At 52.8% G+C, this 17263-nt stretch carries 21 protein-coding genes and 1 other annotated feature; all 21 genes read left to right on the forward strand.

The genetic code is table 11. The features are described from left to right. The first annotated feature begins 5 nt into the window (after positions 1-5). The 21 genes from polA (at position 6) to FC49_RS04640 (ending at position 17173) form a co-directional block, all read left to right on the forward strand. Complete coding sequence (gene polA, locus FC49_RS04540; protein WP_003715346.1) at positions 6-2663, forward strand: DNA polymerase I; 2658 nt, start codon at positions 6-8, stop codon at positions 2661-2663. Positions 2664-2675: 12 nt separating this feature from the next. Continuing rightward, positions 2676-3509: a DNA-formamidopyrimidine glycosylase gene (mutM, locus tag FC49_RS04545; RefSeq protein WP_056984395.1), complete on the forward strand. Its 834-nt coding sequence runs from the start codon at positions 2676-2678 to the stop codon at positions 3507-3509. A gap of 1 nt (position 3510) precedes the next feature. Further along, positions 3511-4104 carry a dephospho-CoA kinase gene (gene coaE / locus FC49_RS04550; protein WP_003715351.1) on the forward strand — a complete coding sequence of 198 codons (594 nt, stop codon included), beginning with the start codon at positions 3511-3513 and terminating at the stop codon, positions 4102-4104. A gap of 50 nt (positions 4105-4154) precedes the next feature. After that, positions 4155-4625 carry a transcriptional regulator NrdR gene (nrdR, locus tag FC49_RS04555; protein ID WP_003715323.1) on the forward strand — a complete coding sequence of 157 codons (471 nt, stop codon included), beginning with the start codon at positions 4155-4157 and terminating at the stop codon, positions 4623-4625. Positions 4626-4636: 11 nt separating this feature from the next. Beyond that, on the forward strand, positions 4637-5998 hold the full coding sequence (locus tag FC49_RS04560) for a DnaD domain protein (protein WP_003711411.1): 1362 nt from the start codon (positions 4637-4639) through the stop codon (positions 5996-5998). A 14-nt stretch (positions 5999-6012) separates the two neighbouring features. Next, entirely contained in the window at positions 6013-6954 is a 942-nt protein-coding gene (gene dnaI / locus FC49_RS04565; protein ID WP_004564507.1) for a primosomal protein DnaI, read from the forward strand. 46 nt (positions 6955-7000) lie between these two features. Then, positions 7001-7134, forward strand: a sequence feature (ribosomal protein L20 leader region). Between the two features lie 42 nt (positions 7135-7176). Next, complete coding sequence (infC, locus tag FC49_RS04570; RefSeq protein ID WP_003715336.1) at positions 7177-7689, forward strand: translation initiation factor IF-3; 513 nt, start codon at positions 7177-7179, stop codon at positions 7687-7689. A gap of 26 nt (positions 7690-7715) precedes the next feature. After that, a complete protein-coding gene (gene rpmI / locus FC49_RS04575; protein ID WP_003715352.1) occupies positions 7716-7913 on the forward strand; it encodes a 50S ribosomal protein L35 in 198 nt (65 codons plus the stop codon). Positions 7914-7956: 43 nt separating this feature from the next. Continuing rightward, entirely contained in the window at positions 7957-8310 is a 354-nt protein-coding gene (rplT, locus tag FC49_RS04580) for a 50S ribosomal protein L20 (protein WP_003715331.1), read from the forward strand. Positions 8311-8445: 135 nt separating this feature from the next. Next, positions 8446-8976, forward strand: a complete 531-nt coding sequence (locus tag FC49_RS04585) for a YqeG family HAD IIIA-type phosphatase (protein WP_003715338.1) — start codon at positions 8446-8448, stop codon at positions 8974-8976. Then, on the forward strand, positions 8969-10087 hold the full coding sequence (gene yqeH, locus FC49_RS04590) for a ribosome biogenesis GTPase YqeH (protein WP_056984396.1): 1119 nt from the start codon (positions 8969-8971) through the stop codon (positions 10085-10087). Before FC49_RS04585 ends, yqeH begins: the two co-directional genes overlap by 8 nt. A gap of 12 nt (positions 10088-10099) precedes the next feature. Continuing rightward, complete coding sequence (gene yhbY, locus FC49_RS04595) at positions 10100-10411, forward strand: ribosome assembly RNA-binding protein YhbY (protein ID WP_003715326.1); 312 nt, start codon at positions 10100-10102, stop codon at positions 10409-10411. Positions 10412-10426: 15 nt separating this feature from the next. Then, positions 10427-11071: a nicotinate-nucleotide adenylyltransferase gene (locus tag FC49_RS04600; RefSeq protein ID WP_003711401.1), complete on the forward strand. Its 645-nt coding sequence runs from the start codon at positions 10427-10429 to the stop codon at positions 11069-11071. Continuing rightward, complete coding sequence (yqeK, locus tag FC49_RS04605) at positions 11064-11678, forward strand: bis(5'-nucleosyl)-tetraphosphatase (symmetrical) YqeK (RefSeq protein ID WP_004564505.1); 615 nt, start codon at positions 11064-11066, stop codon at positions 11676-11678. Before FC49_RS04600 ends, yqeK begins: the two co-directional genes overlap by 8 nt. Beyond that, a complete protein-coding gene (rsfS, locus tag FC49_RS04610) occupies positions 11679-12035 on the forward strand; it encodes a ribosome silencing factor (protein WP_003715348.1) in 357 nt (118 codons plus the stop codon). It abuts the gene before it with no gap. Further along, a complete protein-coding gene (locus FC49_RS04615; RefSeq protein ID WP_056984397.1) occupies positions 12035-12775 on the forward strand; it encodes a class I SAM-dependent DNA methyltransferase in 741 nt (246 codons plus the stop codon). The genes rsfS and FC49_RS04615 overlap by 1 nt, the downstream gene beginning before the upstream one ends. 8 nt (positions 12776-12783) lie before the next feature. Next, positions 12784-13917: a nucleotidyltransferase gene (locus tag FC49_RS04620; RefSeq protein WP_056984398.1), complete on the forward strand. Its 1134-nt coding sequence runs from the start codon at positions 12784-12786 to the stop codon at positions 13915-13917. Positions 13918-14030: 113 nt separating this feature from the next. Then, positions 14031-14585, forward strand: a complete 555-nt coding sequence (locus tag FC49_RS04625) for a DUF177 domain-containing protein (RefSeq protein WP_003711413.1) — start codon at positions 14031-14033, stop codon at positions 14583-14585. Between the two features lie 51 nt (positions 14586-14636). Then, the gene (gene rpmF, locus FC49_RS04630) at positions 14637-14816 is read left to right on the forward strand and encodes a 50S ribosomal protein L32 (protein ID WP_003715340.1); all 180 of its coding nucleotides are present in this window, start codon (positions 14637-14639) and stop codon (positions 14814-14816) included. A gap of 179 nt (positions 14817-14995) precedes the next feature. Next, complete coding sequence (locus FC49_RS04635; protein WP_003715333.1) at positions 14996-15682, forward strand: response regulator transcription factor; 687 nt, start codon at positions 14996-14998, stop codon at positions 15680-15682. 15 nt (positions 15683-15697) lie between these two features. Beyond that, positions 15698-17173: a sensor histidine kinase gene (locus FC49_RS04640; protein ID WP_003715334.1), complete on the forward strand. Its 1476-nt coding sequence runs from the start codon at positions 15698-15700 to the stop codon at positions 17171-17173. Positions 17174-17263: the final 90 nt, after the last annotated feature.

Consider the following 17263-nt stretch of genomic DNA (forward strand, 5'->3'; position numbering starts at 1 on the left):
AATAAATGGCAAAACAACTATTGCTAATCGATGGAAACAGCATTGTCTTTCGGGCATTTTTTGCGATGCACAACCAAATTGACAAGTTTACCAATAAGGATGGTCTGCATACGGCAGCTATTTATGGCTTTAAGCTGATGCTGGACCACGTCTTGGATAAGTTTCACCCGGACGCTGCCCTGGTAGCCTTCGATGCCGGGAAGGTCACTTTTCGGACGAAAATGTACGATGACTACAAGGGCGGTCGGAACAAGACCCCGGACGAACTGACGGAGCAGTTTCCCTACGTCCGCGAACTGGTGGAAGCGTGCGGCCTCCACAGTTACGAACTAAAGAATTACGAGGCCGATGACATTATCGGGACTCTGGCTAAGGAGGGGGACGAAGCGGGCTATGAAACCCTGATTGTTACCGGGGACCGCGATCTGACCCAGCTGGCCAGCGACCACACCACGGTCGCCGTTACCCATAAGGGGGTCACCGACACCGAGCACTACACTCCGGCCCACGTAGAAGAAAAACTCGGCATTACGCCGCGGCAAATTATCGACATGAAAGCGCTGATGGGCGATAGCTCGGATAATTATCCCGGAGTCACCAAGATTGGTGAAAAGACGGCCATCAAGCTGGTCAAGCAGTTTGGCTCCGTCGAAAACCTCTACGACCACATTGATGACCTTAAAAAGAGCAAGATGAAGGAACACCTGGTCGAAGACGAAGAGATTGCGCGGCAGTGCAAGACCCTGGCAACCATCCTCCAGGACGCACCGCTGGAAATTAGCTTAGACGACATCGCCTACCGGGGCGAGCAGACGGAGAAACTGGTGGCGTTCTACCAGCAGATGGGCTTTAAGTCCTTCCTCGCGAAGATGGACTTGGCCCCCGAAGAAGGGGCGGATGACAGCGCGCCGGTGAAGTATACGGAACTAACCGCGGATAACCTGGCGGCAGTCGACCAGCTCAAGGGTGAACTGAGTTTCTACCTCGAAATGCCGGACGCCAACTACCACACCTCCCCCTTTGCCGGCTTTGTAATCGGTGATGGCACGACCTGGCTGGTCAGTCGCGACGCAGAACTCTTAAAACAGGCACCGCTCAAAAAGCTGTTGGAGTCACCAGCGGTAGCAAAGAACGTCTTTAACGCTAAGGCTCAGATTGTCGGTTTACACCGGCTGGGAATTGACTTACGGAACGTTGATTTTGACCTCCTACTGGCCTCCTACCTGCTGAACACAAACGACAACAGCAATGACCTTGGGCAGGTCGCCCTGGAGCATGATTATCATGAGGTCGCCACTGACGAGGAGGTCTATGGCAAGGGGGCTAAGCGGGCCATCCCGGACGATGACCAGACCTTCTATACTCACCTGGCACAAAAAGCCCGGGCGATTAACGACCTGCGGGACCCGCTGTTTAAGAAACTTGACGATAACCAGCAGACGCCGCTTTACACGGAAATCGAAGTGCCGCTGACCCGGGTCTTAGCGGCGATGGAAATCACTGGGATCAAGGTTAACTCCCAGACGCTCAAAGATATGGGCAGCAAGCTGACCGAGCGCTTAGCCGACATTGAAGACCAGATTTACGCGGCCGCTGGCGAGGAATTTAATATCAATTCTACCAAGCAGTTGGGGCACATCCTCTTTGAAAAGCTGAAACTGCCGGTCATCAAGAAGACCAAGACCGGCTACTCGACCGCGGTGGATGTACTGGAGAAACTGGCTGACCAGGCGCCAATCGTGGAGGACATCCTCCAATACCGTCAAATCGCCAAGCTCCAGTCGACTTACATCACCGGCCTGCTGAAGGTCATCCATTCCAGCGACCAGAAGATTCACACCCGGTACCTGCAAACCCTGACGCAAACTGGCCGTCTGTCCTCCGTGGATCCTAACCTGCAAAACATTCCGGTTCGCCTGCCGGAAGGCCGCCTGATCCGGAAGGCCTTTGTACCGAGCCATGAGGGCTGGCAGATCTTTTCATCTGACTATTCCCAAGTGGAACTGCGGGTGTTGGCCCACATCACCGGTGATAAGAACCTCCAGGAGGACTTTAAGAACGGGGAGGACATTCACGCCAGCACGGCCCGACGGATTTTCCACCTGCCGGCCGACGCCGAAATTGACCGCAATATGCGGCGGCGAGCCAAGGCGGTTAACTTCGGGATTGTTTATGGAATCAGTGACTACGGGCTGGCCCAGCGGATTCATGTTAGCCGTTCCCAGGCCCACGAGTTTATCCAGAATTACTTTAAGGAGTTCCCGGGCGTAAAGAAGTATATTGATGACACGATTGCCTTTGCCCGTGAGCACGGCTATGTCGAAACCATTACCCACCGCCGCCGTTACCTGCCGGATATTCATGCGAAGAGTTTTAGCCGGCGGTCCTTTGCTGAGCGGACGGCGATGAACACCCCTATCCAGGGGAGCGCGGCAGATATCATTAAAATTGCAATGATTAGAATGAAGGAAGAAATCAAGCAGCGTCAACTCCAAGCCCGGATGCTCTTGCAAATCCATGACGAACTGGTCTTTGAAGCGCCGGCGGAAGAAATCCCGGTTCTCCAGAAGCTGGTTCCCCAGGTCATGGACTCCGCGGTTCAATTAAACGTGCCGCTAAAAGTTGAGAGCAAGGTTGGCGATACTTGGTACGACTTGAAATAGGGGCGGTAGAAAATGCCAGAATTACCTGAAGTTGAGACGGTCCGACGGGGACTTTTAAAAGTCGCCAAGGGCCGCAAAATTAACGCAATTGATGTCTACTACGGCAAGACGATTACTAATGACGTGGAAGACTTTCGCCAGGCCCTGATTGGGCAGACGATTGAAGACATTGACCGGCGGGGAAAGTACCTGCTGTTCCGCTTTAGTAATAATCTAACGATGGTGTCCCATTTACGGATGGAAGGGAAGTATTATAACCAGCCGATTGGGGGACCAATCGACAAGCACACCCACGTTGTCTTTCAATTTACGGACGGCACCGAGCTGTGCTACCACGATACCCGTAAGTTTGGCCGGATGACCCTGGTCGAGACGGGAGATGAGAAGACAGTCGGCGGCTTGAAAACCTTAGGACCTGAACCGACCGCCGCTGATTTTAAGCTGGCCTTTTTCCAGGATGAGCTAGGCAGGAGCAGGGGCAAGATCAAGCCATTCCTGCTGAACCAACGACACGTCGCTGGTCTCGGCAACATCTACGTCGATGAGGTGCTCTGGATGTCCAAGATCAACCCAGAACAGCCGGCCAACAGCCTTACCCCTGACCAGGCAGCAGTCCTGCATGACAACATCATTAAGGAATTAGCGGTCGCAACTAAGTATAAGGGGACGACTGTGCACAGTTTTACCAATGCCTTTGGTGATGCTGGGGGCTTCCAAGAGCGGCTGAACGCCTATGGGCGGGGCGGCGAGAAGTGTCCCCGGTGCGGTGCCAAGATGGTCAAAATCAAGGTGGCCCAGCGAGGAACGACTTTCTGTCCGCATTGTCAGCCGCTAGTGGAGGATTAAGATGACACAAGTAGTGGGATTAACCGGCGGGATTGCCAGCGGCAAGTCGACCGTCAGCGGGCTGCTGGGTCAAGTTGGCTTTCCAATCATCGACGCTGATCTGGTTGCCCACCGCCTCCAGCAGCCTGGTCAACCAGGTTTTGAACGTCTGGTAGAGCGGTTTGGCCGGTCAATCTTGACCATGGATGGCAGCCTTGACCGCCAGCGGCTCGGCCAGTTCGTCTTTAATAACCAGGATGCTCGCAACCAGCTGAACCAAGTAATGCAGCCCCTGATTCGGGAAACCATTATGGGCCAGCTCGCAGGTTTCACGAAGGCTGCTGTCCCAGCCGTCATTTTAGACGTGCCACTGCTGTTTGAGCAGGGCTATGACGAGGATTGCGACCTAGTCGTGGTGGTGACCGTCGATAAGGCGACCCAGCTCGCACGCCTGATGAAGCGGGATGGTCTATCCCAAATGGCAGCGCAAGCCAGGGTAGCGGCTCAAATGCCGTTAAATGAGAAGGCCGCGCGGGCGGACATCGTGATTGATAACAACGGAGACGATAATCACTTGCGGCAGCAGGTGGCCCAGCTTGTTAAACGATTAAACTAGACCGAGGTATGGTACAATAAAGTGTTAAGTATTATAAGGGAGGTAAGCGCATGAAGTGTCCACATTGTCACCAGAATGGTTCACGGGTCGTCGACAGTCGGCCGAGTGAAGATGGCAGCTTTATACGCCGGCGACGGGAGTGTGTGCATTGCGGCTTCCGCTTTACCACGTTTGAACGCTATGAAGAGACCCCGCTGTTAGTTGTGAAGAAGGACGGGACCCGGCAGGAATTCAGCCGGCAGAAGATTCTTAATGGGATTGTCCGGTCCGCCGAGAAAAGGCCGGTTAGCATGGAACGCCTCACCAAGCTGACTGATAAGGTCGAGAAGAAGGTGCGGAGCCTGGGCGAAAATGAAATTTCCAGTCAGCTGATTGGCAAGTACGTGATGAACGAACTAAAGGACGTCGACGAGGTGGCCTACATTCGTTTTGCCAGTGTTTACCGCCAGTTTAAGGATGTTGACGCCTTTATGAGCGAACTGGAAACCATGGTGAAGACGGAGCACAAAAGTAATGATTAGGAGGAATGAGGATGGCTAAGCAGGAGGACCAGTTTGCACCACAGGCAGCCTTCCTCGTGACGACGGCCGGCGACTTTGTAAACTTTAATGCCACGACCCTGGCCCGCTTTTACCAGCCGGTGGTGGGGCCGACCGCCTTTAGCCTGTTCTATGCCCTGCATAGTCAGCTGTTGGAACGGCCAACCCTGGCTGACCGGCGCCTGCAAGCGGTCCTTATCCGACAGATGAACGCGGGGGCGGAACAGATTACCCACGCCCTTCACCGTTTGGAAGCAGTGGGGCTGGTAAGGACCTTCGCCGGGAATGATGAGCAGGGGGACTTTTACGTTTACCAGCTCCAGCCGACCCTTTCCCCCGCCGCCTTTATTGAAGATGACCTGCTGAGCGTCCTCCTCCTTGAGGCGGTGGGGAGCGCTGCCTTTGCTCACTTGGCAAAGTGGGCCCGGCGTTACGAGTTGACCTCGCGTCCCCAGCTAAGGGAAGTCAGCCACCGCTTCTTGGATGAATTCCACGTTGCCGCGGAGTCAGTTATCACGGCACCAGCACCCATCAAAGAAGCACGGCAGCAGTTCAGCGTGGAGACCGCCCGCCCGTCACTCGCAGCTAGTGATTTTGACTGGCCGACCCTTTTTCAGCTCCTCGCTAACCAGCCGCTTGTCAAAAAGGACCTGGACGCCCACCGGCAGTTAATCGAGGTAGAACACCAGCTATACGGCATTGACGTCCCAACGATGAAGGACCTGATTTTGAAGGCGGTCAACCTGGCTGACAACCACTTTGACGCGGCGAAGTTTAAACGGGTCGTTGCCGCGGCCTACCGGCAGACCGGCAGTTCAACTGGCAGCTCGACCGGGACCAACCAGCCGGGTAAGAAGGACCAGGGGTTGACTGCTAAGGACCAGCAGCTGTTAAAGAGCGTGACCGGGTATGCCCCGGCGGACTTCCTCCAGGGACTTAAAGAACAGACCGGGGGCTTTGTGACCGCCAGCGAGCGGCATATCCTGACCCACCTGTTAGCGGATGTCAAACTTAGTCCAGAAGTCATCAACGTCCTTTCCTGGTACGTGATTGCCGAATTAGACAACGACCTATTGAAGGCTAACTTTGTTGACGCAATTGCCAATAGCTGGGTCAAAGCAGGGGTCCATGATGGTGCCAGTGCCTTGCTCCAGCTCAAGAACTTTAACCAGCAACGGGCGGCTGGTCAGTCAAAGGGGCGGCCCCGTCAGCGGAAAAATTACCGGGGCCGGCCACAGATTGAAGAGCAGATGCCGGAATGGACCAAGGCCAGTCAGGCGGAGCGCACCAAGAAAGCGTCGCAGGCAGAGGTTCAAGAGGTTCAGGCCCTGTTGGCTAAACGAAAGCAGAAATAGGGGTGGTGAAAGCAATGAAGTCGTTAAATGAAACCCTCCAAGGGCTGATGAAAAATCAAAATGTGGCTGCCAGTGTTGACCAATTGATGAAGCGAGTGCTAGCCGATCCGGATGTTCAGGCCTTTTTGCAGGACAATCAGGAGCGGATTTCTCGGGAGATGGTCCAAAGTGGGCAATCCAAGCTGTATGAGTTTTACCATGAAAAACAGCTGGCGAAGAAGGGAGAAACCACGGTGGCTCCAGGCTATTCGCCGCAGCTAGTGCTGAATTCCGGGCAAATAGATGTCACCTATGTGCCCACCCAGCAACTGCTGGAAAAGGAACGGCAGCGGCACATTCAGCGGCTCGTCCGCTCGATCAACATGCCAAAGTTTATCCAGAATGCTTCATTGGATAACTTCTACATTGACGAGCAGCACCAGACCGCGACCCGGATGGCAGCCCTAAAAGCAGCCATCAACTTTACCGACCACTATTCCGCGGACCACTTCATTCCCGGGTTTTACCTCTACGGGAACTTTGGGGTTGGTAAGACCTACCTCCTAGGTGCAATTGCCAATGAACTGGCGAAGCAAAAGGGTGTGGCGACGACGATGCTGCACTTCCCGAGTTTTGCTGTTGAAATGCGCAACTCAATTAAGAAGAACAATACCAGTGAGAAGCTGGAAGCAGTCAAGAAAGCACCGGTCCTGATGCTGGACGACATCGGTGCCGACGCGATGAGCAAGTGGGTTCGCGATGACGTCCTGGGGATCATCCTGGAGTACCGGATGCAAGAAGAGCTCCCGACCTTCTTTAGTTCTAACTTCTCCATGGATGAACTGGAAAAGAACCACCTGGCGATTGATACCCAGGGTGACCATGAACCTTTGAAGGCCCAGCGAATCATGGAACGGGTTAAGTTCCTGTCCCGGGAATTGCCGATGACGGGAGATAATTTGCGTTCTAAGGGATAATGTCCTTGACAATTATCTGGAGATTCGGTATTCTAATAAACGTTGAAAGAAAAAGCAGAAGCACCCGCTTCTCGCCTTGGTGATTAGGATTGCCGGGCTGACGAGATGAAATTGAGCAGACGAGGAAGGTCTGTTCCTATTGAGCGGGGTGCGTTTAGCACTCCGCTTTTTTGCTTGATCTTTCGCTAATAAAATTGGAGGTGCGTTGCCATAGCACAAGATATGATTGTCAATAACGGTATTCGTGCACGCGAAGTGCGGCTGATCGGCCAGGATGGCGAACAATTAGGGATCAAGTCAAAGCGTGAAGCGCTGCAATTAGCAGAAGATGCCAACCTTGATTTGGTGCTGGTTGCACCAAAGGCTCGTCCAGCTGTTGCCCGTATCATGGATTACGGTAAGTACCGTTTTGAGATGCAAAAGAAAGAGCGGGAAGCTCGGAAGAAACAGAAGACAGTGACGGTCAAGGAAATTCGCCTGAGCCCTTCAATCGACACGAACGACTTCAACGTTAAGCTGAAGCGGGTTCGCAAGTTCATTGAGAAGGGTGACAAGGTCCGGGTTTCACTCCGTTTCCGGGGCCGTGCCATCACGCACAAGGATATCGGTCGTGACATGATTGAACGGATGGCTGAAGAAACTTCAGACATCGCTACTGTTGTCCAACGTCCAAAGATGGAGGGGCGGAGTATTTTCTTAACTCTGGCTCCAGCTGCTGATAAAGCAAAGAAATAGTATTTTAGGAAAGTAGGGAATATCTGATGCCAAAGATGAAGACTAACCGCGCTGCTGCTAAGCGTTTCAAGCGTACTGCAAATGGTGGATTTAAGAGTGGTAACTCGTTTACGAGCCACCGTTTCCACGGTAAGACTAAGAAGCAACGTCGTCAATTACGTGGCTTGAGCATGATGGACAAGTCCAACGTAAAGCGTTACAAGAAGTTATTACCATTTAAGTAAACTTCATTCGAATAAGAATTAAAATACGTAGGAGGATTTCAACATGCGAGTTAAAGGTGGAACTGTTACGCGTGCTCGTCGGAAGCGCGTTATGAAGTTAGCAAAGGGTTACCGTGGTGCTAAGTCTCGTTTATTCAAGACTGCTAAGGACCAAGTAATGAAGAGTTACGTTTACGCTTTCCGTGATCGGAAGGTTAACAAGCGTAAGTTCCGTGAACTCTGGATTGCCCGGATCAACGCTGCTGCCCGGATGAACAACATCAGTTACAGCAAGTTGATGCACGGCTTGAAGCTGGCTAACATCGACATCAACCGGAAGATGCTGGCTGACTTGGCGGTTAACGATCCAAAGGCCTTCGCTGCCATCGCTGACCAAGCTAAGCAAGCATTAAACTAAGTTAAATTAAGAAGTCATCCATCTTTCTGTGGTGGGTGGCTTTTTTTATCCCGCCCCTGGTGGGGATTAATTGAAACCCGATTTTATAATCGCTATAATTGATTTAATTATGACAAAAGTTTATGAGGTGTGATATTGCTAGATAAATTTAAACCTACCTGGATGGTCAACAGTATTTACGCGGTTTCTCCCGCCCAGCTGAAGGAGCGGGGAATCCGGGCGGTGTTTAGTGACCTGGATAATACGCTGATTGCGTGGAATAACCCTGATGGTACGCCAGAGCTGCGGGAGTGGATGACCACGCTGCAGGAAGCCGGGATTCCGTTAATCGTAATTTCAAATAATAGCAAGGACCGGGTTGCCAAGGCTACGGCGAACCTCGATCTGCCTTTCGTTTCCCGGTCACTGAAGCCGCTGAGCTTTGGCATTAACCGGGCGCGAACGAAACTGGGCCTAAAGAAAAGTGAAGTGGTGATGGTTGGGGACCAGTTGATGACCGACATGGTCGCGGCAAACGAGGCCGGGGTACGGAGTATTTTGGTCAAGCCCCTCCTGGACACGGATAAGTGGGATACCCGAATCAACCGCTTCTTTGAACGAATTGTTTGGCGTGAATTAAGGAAAAAGTATCCGCAACTACAATGGCAGGAGGATTTGAATGACTGAGCAAAATGAAGAATTACGTTGCATTGGCTGTGGGGCGGTAATCCAGTCGACGGATCCCGCGGCGCTCGGCTATACGCCGGCCTCAGCGGTCAAAAGAGGGTTGGCCAATGATGAGTTGTACTGCCAGCGCTGCTTCCGCCTCCGCCACTATAACGAGATTGCCCCGGTATCACTGACCGACGATGACTTTTTGCGCTTGCTCGGCCAGATTCGGGACGCCAACGCCCTGATCGTTTACGTGGTGGATATCTTTGACTTTAACGGCAGCCTGATCCCGGGACTCCACCGCTTTGTTGGTGACAACCCGGTTCTGCTAGTGGGGAACAAGGAGGACCTCCTGCCCCGTTCCCTGCGTCGGCCGAAACTCTGTGATTGGATCCGGCAGCAGGCCAACCAGGCTGGTATCCGGCCGGTTGACACGGTGCTCGTTTCCGCCAAGAAGAACCACGAGATTGATGAGCTGCTGGCGACGATTGAAAAGTATCGCCACGACCGGGATGTCTACGTGGTTGGGGTTACCAACGTGGGTAAGTCGACCCTGATCAATCAGATTATCAAGCAGCGGACTGGCGTTCAGGACCTGATTACAACTTCCCGTTTTCCCGGGACGACGCTCGATGAGATTGAAATTCCGCTGGACGACGGTCATAAGCTGGTCGACACGCCGGGAATTATCCATCCCCACCAGATGGCTCACGTCCTTTCTGCAAAGGACCTCAAAATCGTGGCACCGCAAAAGGAAATCAAGCCCCGGACCTACCAGCTGGACCCCGGGCAGACCGTCTTTATCGGCGGGGTAGCACGTTTTGACTTTGAAACGGGTCCCCATTCCGGCTTTGTTACTTACTTTGACAATAATCTGACGCTTCACCGGACCAAGTTAAGTAATGCCGACAGCTTTTACGAAAAGCACCGGGGCGGCTTGCTGACCCTACCGACAGCGGAGGAGTTAAACGACTTTCCACCGCTGGTTCGGGAGGAATTCCACGTTAACGAGAAGAGTGACGTCGTCTTTGAAGGCCTTGGCTGGGTTACTGTTCCAGCCGGAGTGACGGTCGCGGCCTGGGTACCAAAGGGTGTCGCGGCATTAGTGCGCAAAGCAATGATTTAATGAGGTGAACACATGCAATTACGAGGAAAACAAAAGCGTTTTTTACGGGCGCAGGCCAACCACCTGCAGCCACTTTTCGCGGTCGGGAAGGAAGGCCTTAGTGACAACTGGCTGGCCCAGTTAGACGGGGCCTTGGACCGACGCGAGCTGATCAAGGTTAATATTTTGCAAAACGCGGATGTGACTACTGATGAGGTCAAGACCTTTATTGAGGACCAGACCGACATCCAAGTGGTGCAGACGATTGGTCGGGTGTTGGTGCTCTTTAAGGTTTCTTCAAAGGAAAACCTGCGCCAGCTGTCAGACCAAGTTGCCCGGATTTAACGAGGCGGTTGGATTATGCAGGGGTGTCAAGTTTACGCGAAAACCCAGCCGGCCGTTCAGTACCAGCCGCAGACAAGTTCCCGCCACCAGCGGGTCGGCATTTACGGTGGGACCTTTAATCCGGTGCACAATGCCCACCTGATAGTAGCAGACCAGGTGGGGCACGCCCTATGTCTAAATAAGGTCCTGCTGATGCCTGACGCAATCCCGCCGCACGTCGACCATAAGTCCGCCGTCAGCGCTGACTTGCGCCGGCAAATGCTGGAACTGGCCATTGAGGGCAACCCCATGTTGGGGATTGAGGATGCGGAGCTGAAGCGGGGCGGCGTCAGCTATACTTATGATACGATGAAGGCCTTGCTTGAGCGCCATCCTAATACCGATTACTACTTTATTATCGGCGGTGATATGGTTGACTACCTGGATAAGTGGTACCGAATCGAGGACCTGATCAAGCTGCCCCGCTTTCACTTTGTCGGGGTTCGGCGGCCCCACGCACAGAATGAGACGAAGTATCCGGTGATCTGGGTGGATATTCCCGCAATTGATATTAGTTCGAGCGATATCCGGACCCGGATCCGGCAGGGCCAGTCGGTCAATTATCTGCTACCGCGGTCAGTGGCCGCTTTTATTAAGGAGCATCATTTATATAATGACTGAAAAATTAACCTATACCCATAACTATATTCCCCTTAGTCGTGACCAACTGGTAGAACGTCTGCGTGCGGCATTGCGGGACAAGCGTTTTGAGCACGTCCTGCGGGTGGAGCAGACTGCAATTGGGTTAGCTCGGGCCAACGGGGTTGACGTCGAAAAGGCTAGTATTGCCGGCCTCTGTCACGACTACGCCAAGCAGCGTCCTGACCAGGATTTTATTGACGAAATCCACCGTAAGGGGCTCAATCCCGACCTGCTGAACTATGGCAATGCGATTTGGCATGGGGTAGTTGGTGCTGAACTAATCAAGGACGAGCTGGGAATTTGGGATGAGGATATCCTGAATGCCGTTCGCCACCATACTACCGGTGCCGCGGTAATGAGTCCGCTAGAACAGGTAGTTTACATGGCGGACTACATTGAACCCGGTCGGGATTTCCCGGAGGTCTACCGGGCCCGGGAAATAACCGCTAAGGACCTGGGCGCTGGAGTAGCCTACCAAACGAAGCAAACACTGGAGTACCTGGTGAAACGCAATAGTCCGGTTTACCCAACGACTCTGGAGACATACAATGCCTGGGTACCGGCTTACCGAAAGGAGATTGAATAAATGGATAGCAAGCAAGTATTGGAAATGGTTGTTAAAGCGGCGGATGGCCGCAGGGCGGAAGATATTACTGCCCTCAAGGTCGACGAAATCAGTCCGATGGCGGACTACTTTGTCATCATGACTGGTGGTTCTGACCGTCAAGTACAGGCGATTGCCAACGCGGTAATCGAAAAGGCCCACGAAACCGGGGTCACGATTGGCAGTGTTGAAGGAAAGAACCATGCTAAGTGGGTCCTGATCGACCTGGGCGATGTGGTTGTCCACGTTTTCCGGGAGGAGACTCGTCAATTCTACAATCTTGAAAAGCTCTGGTCGCAGGCACCGCTGGTTAATCTGAGCGAGTGGGTAAGCGACTAATGATTTACCAGAGCTTTGCCCAGCTGTACGATGAGCTGTTTGATGCCCAGCTGTACGAGCAATGGCGGGATTATACCCTTAACCGGCTCCCTTCCACTAGCAAGACCGTCTTAGACCTTGCCGGTGGAGCGGGCCGGTTAGCTTGTTTACTAGCAACAGCTGGGTTGGACCTAACTGTCGCTGATTTTTCTCCAGAAATGCTTAGCCTTGCGGGCAAGCACGCTGCCGAAGCCGGCGTTGATCTCCAGTTGGTTCAAGCCGACATGCGTGACTTGGCTGGCTTCCCCCAGTTTGACGCGGTGACCTGCTATGCGGACTCGCTTTGCTACCTTGATGATCTGGCGGACGTCCGGGAAACCTTCAGCCAGGTCTCTGCCCATTTGGCTGCCGGGGGCCGGTTCCTCTTTGACATGATCAGCCCCTACCAGACCGATGTTGTCTATCCTGGCTATATGTATAATTACGAGGATGAAGACCAGCAGCGGGCGTTTATCTGGCGCAGCTTTGCCGATGATGACGTGAAACACGGGGTCATCCATGAGCTGGCCTTTTTCAACCAGCTGCCGGATGGTAACTACCACCGGGTTGGTGAGACTCACTTTGAGCGGAGTTATCCCCTGGAAGAGTTGCAGGCGGCGCTCCAGCAGGCGGGCTTTCAACGGGTAAAAGTGACAGCTGACTTTGGTCGCCAGGAGGTTACTCCTGAAACGACCCGGTGGTTCTTCGAATGTCAAAAGTAGGTGATGAAATGCAGGCAGTGGGAATGGTAGTTGAGTTTAATCCCTTTCACAATGGGCACGCCTACTATGTCCAGCAGGCCAAAAAGCAGACTGGCGCTGACGTGGCCGTTGCCGTAATGAGCGGCAACTTTACCCAGCGGGGCGAACCCACAATCGTTGATAAGTGGGAACGAACCCGGGCCGCCTTGGCGAATGGGGTGGACCTCGTCGTCGAGCTGCCGCTTTACTTTGCTTGCCAGCCGGCCCACCGGTTTGCGGCCGGTGCCTTGGCGCTCCTGGACCAACTCCAGGTGCCGACGGTGGCTTTTGGCGCGGAACATCCCCAGTGGGATTTTAAGAAGTTCGTTCGCCTGGCCGCTGATTTTGACCAGGCGGCGCTCAAACAGTACAATGCGACTTACGCTACCCAGTTCAATGACCAGCTTGCCCAACAAACCGGTGTTAGCTTGAAAGCGCCGAATGATATCCTTGCTTTTGCCTACAACAAGGCGGTTTTGGACCACCATTACCAAATGCGGCTCGTGCCGATTCAGCGGGTCGGAAGCAATTATCATGACCAGGTCATTACCGGGCGGATCGCCAGTGCGAGCGCGATTCGCGAAGCGGTTGACCAGCACGCTAGTTTTGCAGAAGCAGTCCCAGGAGAAATGGGCGCAGCTCTGCGGCAGCTGGTCAGCGTACCAGCCTGGGATGACCTGTACCCACTGTTACGCAACCAGTTGATTCAGGCGCCACTTGAAAGCCTCCGCCAAACCTACCAGATGGCAGAGGGGCTGGAGTTTCGGTTGAAGGCTGCGGCCCAGCAGGCACTAGGCTTTGACCAGTTTATCCACGCCATTAAGACGAAGCGGTATACGTATGCCCACCTAATCCGCCTCTGCCTGTATACTACCCTGCAGCTGACGGAAGGGGAGCTGGCCTGGCACGCCGCTCACCCCTACATCCACATCTTGGGCTTCAACCGGCGGGGGCAGGAGTACCTCCACCAGGTTAAAAAGCAGGTCGAAATCCCGCTGTTTACCAAGGTTAGCCAGCAGATGCGCGACCGCTTGTATAATGTTGATTACCGGGCCGGCAAACTGTACCAAACCTTTACCCCGGTCGAGCAGGACTTGAAACACGCTCCCGTTATCTGGCGGTGAAGTATGGTAAAATCAAGAGAGTAGCTAGCTGGGAAGACTGTCAAGGAAAAAACGTTGACAACTGACCAGGTAGACTAGTATAATTGCACATGTTGCATTAGGAGGTTAGTACGATGAAATGGTCGTTAGCTGAGTTACATCGTTATCAAAATGAACCACTTCATATTCAGAGTACTTTTGACCTGAACGCATCATTGACGAAGTTATTTCCAGACATCATCCTCGGGGTCGCCCCGGTGAAGGTGGACGGATACGTGACTTATGACGATGGGGACGCCACCATTAGCGCCAACGTGAAGACGACGTTGACGGTTCCGTCCAGTCGTTCGTTGACTCCCGTTCAGTTGCCGCTGGACTTTGATTTTTCTGAAACCTATATTGATGATCGCAGTCACTTTTCCCGGTACGAAGACGACGAGGTTGTTTTCCTACTCCAGGATCGGGAACTGATTGATTTCGATACGGCCTTAGCGGAAAACATTGTTGAGCAGGTACCATTACGGGTGCTTTCTGCCGATGAAAAGGCTGGCAAGCCGATGCCAAACGGCAAGGGCTGGTCGGTCATCTCTGAAGATGACTATGAGGCTGAAAAGCGGCAGAATCAAAAAGTTGATCCACGCCTCGCGAAGTTGCAAAAACTATTTCCTGATCAGGATGAAAAAAAGTAGCGGGCGGTTAAAAACCATTTGTGGATAATTTATTTCTAGGAGGTGTCAAACATGGCTGTTCCAGCACGGAAGACTTCAAAAGCTAAGAAGCGGATGCGTCGGGGCCACATTAAGTTGAATGTCCCTGGCTTGACTCCTTGCCCAAACTGTGGTGAACTGCGCAAGTCCCACATGGTATGCCCTAACTGTGGCTACTACGACGGCAAGCAAGTTGTTAACACTAACAACTAATGACTGAAAGACGATTCCTTAGGCGCCGGACCTGGGATCGTCTTTTTTATTTTGTCAAAGTTCTTCTGATTTTACCAGCGCTCCTACTATGGTTTATTAAAGAATTGTGATAAAATTATTCTGTTAATTTAATGAGAAGAAGTACTAAATACCATGATTAGATATAGTAGGTGAAATTAATGAGTCGAATTTTAATTATTGAAGATGAAGAAAATTTAGCAAACTTTGTTAACCTGGAATTAAAGCATGAGGGTTACGAGACGGACGTTGAACTGGATGGGCGGGCCGGCCTGGACGCTGCCTTAAACCAGGATTTTGATGTAATCTTGCTTGACCTGATGCTGCCAGAATTAAACGGGATTGAGGTTGCCCGGCGGGTTCGGGAGCTAAAGGACACCCCAATCATCATCATGACGGCCCGGGACTCCGTCATTGACCGGGTTTCTGGGTTGGACCACGGGGCCGATGATTACATCGTAAAGCCGTTTGCCATCGAAGAGCTGCTGGCTCGTGTCCGGGCCCTCCTGCGGCGAATCAGTATTGAGGATGGCAATAATAAGGAACACCAGACGACGGTTAACTACAAGGACCTGACGATTGAAAAGGAAAACCGGGTCGTTCGGCGGGGGGATGAAGTGATCAACCTGACCAAGCGGGAATACGAGCTCCTGCTGATCCTGATGGAAAACATCAACGTGGTCATGTCCCGGAAGGAGTTGCTCAGCAAGGTCTGGGGTTACGATTCGAAGGTGGAAACGAACGTCGTTGACGTCTACATCCGTTACCTGCGAAACAAGATCGACCGCCCGGGCGAGAAGAGCTACATTCAAACCGTCCGGGGAACCGGCTACGTTATTCGTTCGTAAGGTCCGTGATGATTTATGGAGAATAAGGCGAAAAGCAAACAATTTATTTCGTTGCGCTTAAAGTGGGCTTTTGGGACCGCCGTCGGTTCACTGCTGATTTTTATCGTGGTCACGATGGCCCTCTTTATGACCTTTACCCAAAGTCTTTTTCGTCAAGAGCGGTCACTGCTCAACCAGGGGATGACCAATATCAGCCAGCAACTGGCCAAAAATGACCGGCCGCTGACAAGGCAGAGTATCGCCAGTGTGATTGATCCGGATAAGGACCATTCGATCGTCCAGGGAGCCGACTACAAGCGGCCGCTAATCAAAGAGCTGAGCGATGGGCACCTGATTGTCAATATTTATAATCCCCAGGGTAAAAAGCTGCTGTCGACGGGCCGCTCCGATGTCCGCCCGTCCCTGGTAAATGACCGGCAAGTTCGAATTTATAAGGGCGCCCGTCACCAAATCCTGGTGGGGCACATGCCGATTTATTCGCAAAAGAGCCGGCAGGTAATCGGCTACCTCCAAGTAGAAAATAACCTGAACGCGTATGTTCAGAGCTACCGTCAGTTACGGCTTGTCTGTGGGTTGGCCCTGTGCCTGGTGGTCTTAGCAAGTGGCCTGCTCGGCTACTTCCTGTCGTCTTTCTTCTTACAGCCGCTCAGCGGAATCCATGACACCGTTAAGGCCATTAGCAAGGACCCCACCAAGGATATCCGGGTTCCCAAGGTCAACCGGAATGATGAACTAGCCGAGTTGATTGAGATGTTTAACGAGATGCTGGACCGGATGCAGCGCTACCTGGACCAGCAAAGCCAGTTTGTCAGCGATGTCAGCCATGAACTGCGGACCCCGGTCGCAATTATCCAAGGTCACTTGGAAATGCTGCAGCGGTGGGGGAAGGATGATCCGCAAGTCCTTGACGACTCCCTGGCTGCTTCGCTGGTGGAAACAAAGCGGATGAAGAACCTGGTCCAAGAAATGCTGGACCTCAGCCGGGCGGAACAGGTCGAAATCAACTTCCGTGACCAGCGGACGGTGGTAAACGACGTGGTCCACCAGGTCTTTAATAACTTCAAGATGCTCTACCCGGACTTTACCTTTACCCTCGATGATGACGTGGATGAGAAAATCAGCGTGAACATTTACCGCGACCACCTGGAACAGGTCTTGGTAATCCTCTGCGATAACGCCGTGAAGTATTCAGGGGAGCGCAAGGAGATCCACCTGACCCTTTCCCGGGGGATGAACACCGTGGAAATCGGGGTTCAAGACTTCGGCGAAGGGATTGCGCCGGAAGATGCCCAACGGGTCTTTGACCGCTTTTACCGAGTAGATAAAGCCCGGAGTCGCAAGAAAGGCGGGAACGGACTAGGACTTTCGATTGCCCAACGACTGGTCGAGGGCTACCATGGCAGTATCAGTCTGGAAAGCTCCCTTGGCGCAGGCTCCCTCTTCAAGGTCGTCCTGCCCATTATTGAAGATCAGGAAAATAAATCAGAATAGGAAAAGAGGCTGGGAATTAACTCAACCTCTTTAGTATTTTAAAGTTACTAATGCCTCAGCACAGTAGCTGGCTGGCAGGTCAAACGCTGA

This window comes from Limosilactobacillus oris DSM 4864 (assembly GCF_001434465.1).
GTDB classification, from domain to species: domain Bacteria; phylum Bacillota; class Bacilli; order Lactobacillales; family Lactobacillaceae; genus Limosilactobacillus; species Limosilactobacillus oris.

Bases quoted from the DNA above. Each gene is read 5' to 3' on its own strand.
- FC49_RS04640 (WP_003715334.1), top strand. From the start codon at position 15,698: ATGGAGAATAAGGCGAAAAGCAAACAATTTATTTCGTTGCGCTTAAAG.
- yqeK (WP_004564505.1), top strand. From the start codon at position 11,064: ATGACTGAAAAATTAACCTATACCCATAACTATATTCCCCTTAGTCGT.
- mutM (WP_056984395.1), top strand. From the start codon at position 2,676: ATGCCAGAATTACCTGAAGTTGAGACGGTCCGACGGGGACTTTTAAAA.
- FC49_RS04620 (WP_056984398.1), top strand. From the start codon at position 12,784: ATGCAGGCAGTGGGAATGGTAGTTGAGTTTAATCCCTTTCACAATGGG.
- rpmI (WP_003715352.1), top strand. From the start codon at position 7,716: ATGCCAAAGATGAAGACTAACCGCGCTGCTGCTAAGCGTTTCAAGCGT.
- FC49_RS04625 (WP_003711413.1), top strand. From the start codon at position 14,031: ATGAAATGGTCGTTAGCTGAGTTACATCGTTATCAAAATGAACCACTT.
- polA (WP_003715346.1), top strand. From the start codon at position 6: ATGGCAAAACAACTATTGCTAATCGATGGAAACAGCATTGTCTTTCGG.
- rplT (WP_003715331.1), top strand. From the start codon at position 7,957: ATGCGAGTTAAAGGTGGAACTGTTACGCGTGCTCGTCGGAAGCGCGTT.
- FC49_RS04635 (WP_003715333.1), top strand. From the start codon at position 14,996: ATGAGTCGAATTTTAATTATTGAAGATGAAGAAAATTTAGCAAACTTT.
- coaE (WP_003715351.1), top strand. From the start codon at position 3,511: ATGACACAAGTAGTGGGATTAACCGGCGGGATTGCCAGCGGCAAGTCG.
- yhbY (WP_003715326.1), top strand. From the start codon at position 10,100: ATGCAATTACGAGGAAAACAAAAGCGTTTTTTACGGGCGCAGGCCAAC.
- FC49_RS04600 (WP_003711401.1), top strand. From the start codon at position 10,427: ATGCAGGGGTGTCAAGTTTACGCGAAAACCCAGCCGGCCGTTCAGTAC.
- dnaI (WP_004564507.1), top strand. From the start codon at position 6,013: ATGAAGTCGTTAAATGAAACCCTCCAAGGGCTGATGAAAAATCAAAAT.
- rpmF (WP_003715340.1), top strand. From the start codon at position 14,637: ATGGCTGTTCCAGCACGGAAGACTTCAAAAGCTAAGAAGCGGATGCGT.
- rsfS (WP_003715348.1), top strand. From the start codon at position 11,679: ATGGATAGCAAGCAAGTATTGGAAATGGTTGTTAAAGCGGCGGATGGC.
- nrdR (WP_003715323.1), top strand. From the start codon at position 4,155: ATGAAGTGTCCACATTGTCACCAGAATGGTTCACGGGTCGTCGACAGT.
- yqeH (WP_056984396.1), top strand. From the start codon at position 8,969: ATGACTGAGCAAAATGAAGAATTACGTTGCATTGGCTGTGGGGCGGTA.
- FC49_RS04560 (WP_003711411.1), top strand. From the start codon at position 4,637: ATGGCTAAGCAGGAGGACCAGTTTGCACCACAGGCAGCCTTCCTCGTG.
- FC49_RS04615 (WP_056984397.1), top strand. From the start codon at position 12,035: ATGATTTACCAGAGCTTTGCCCAGCTGTACGATGAGCTGTTTGATGCC.
- infC (WP_003715336.1), top strand. From the start codon at position 7,177: ATGATTGTCAATAACGGTATTCGTGCACGCGAAGTGCGGCTGATCGGC.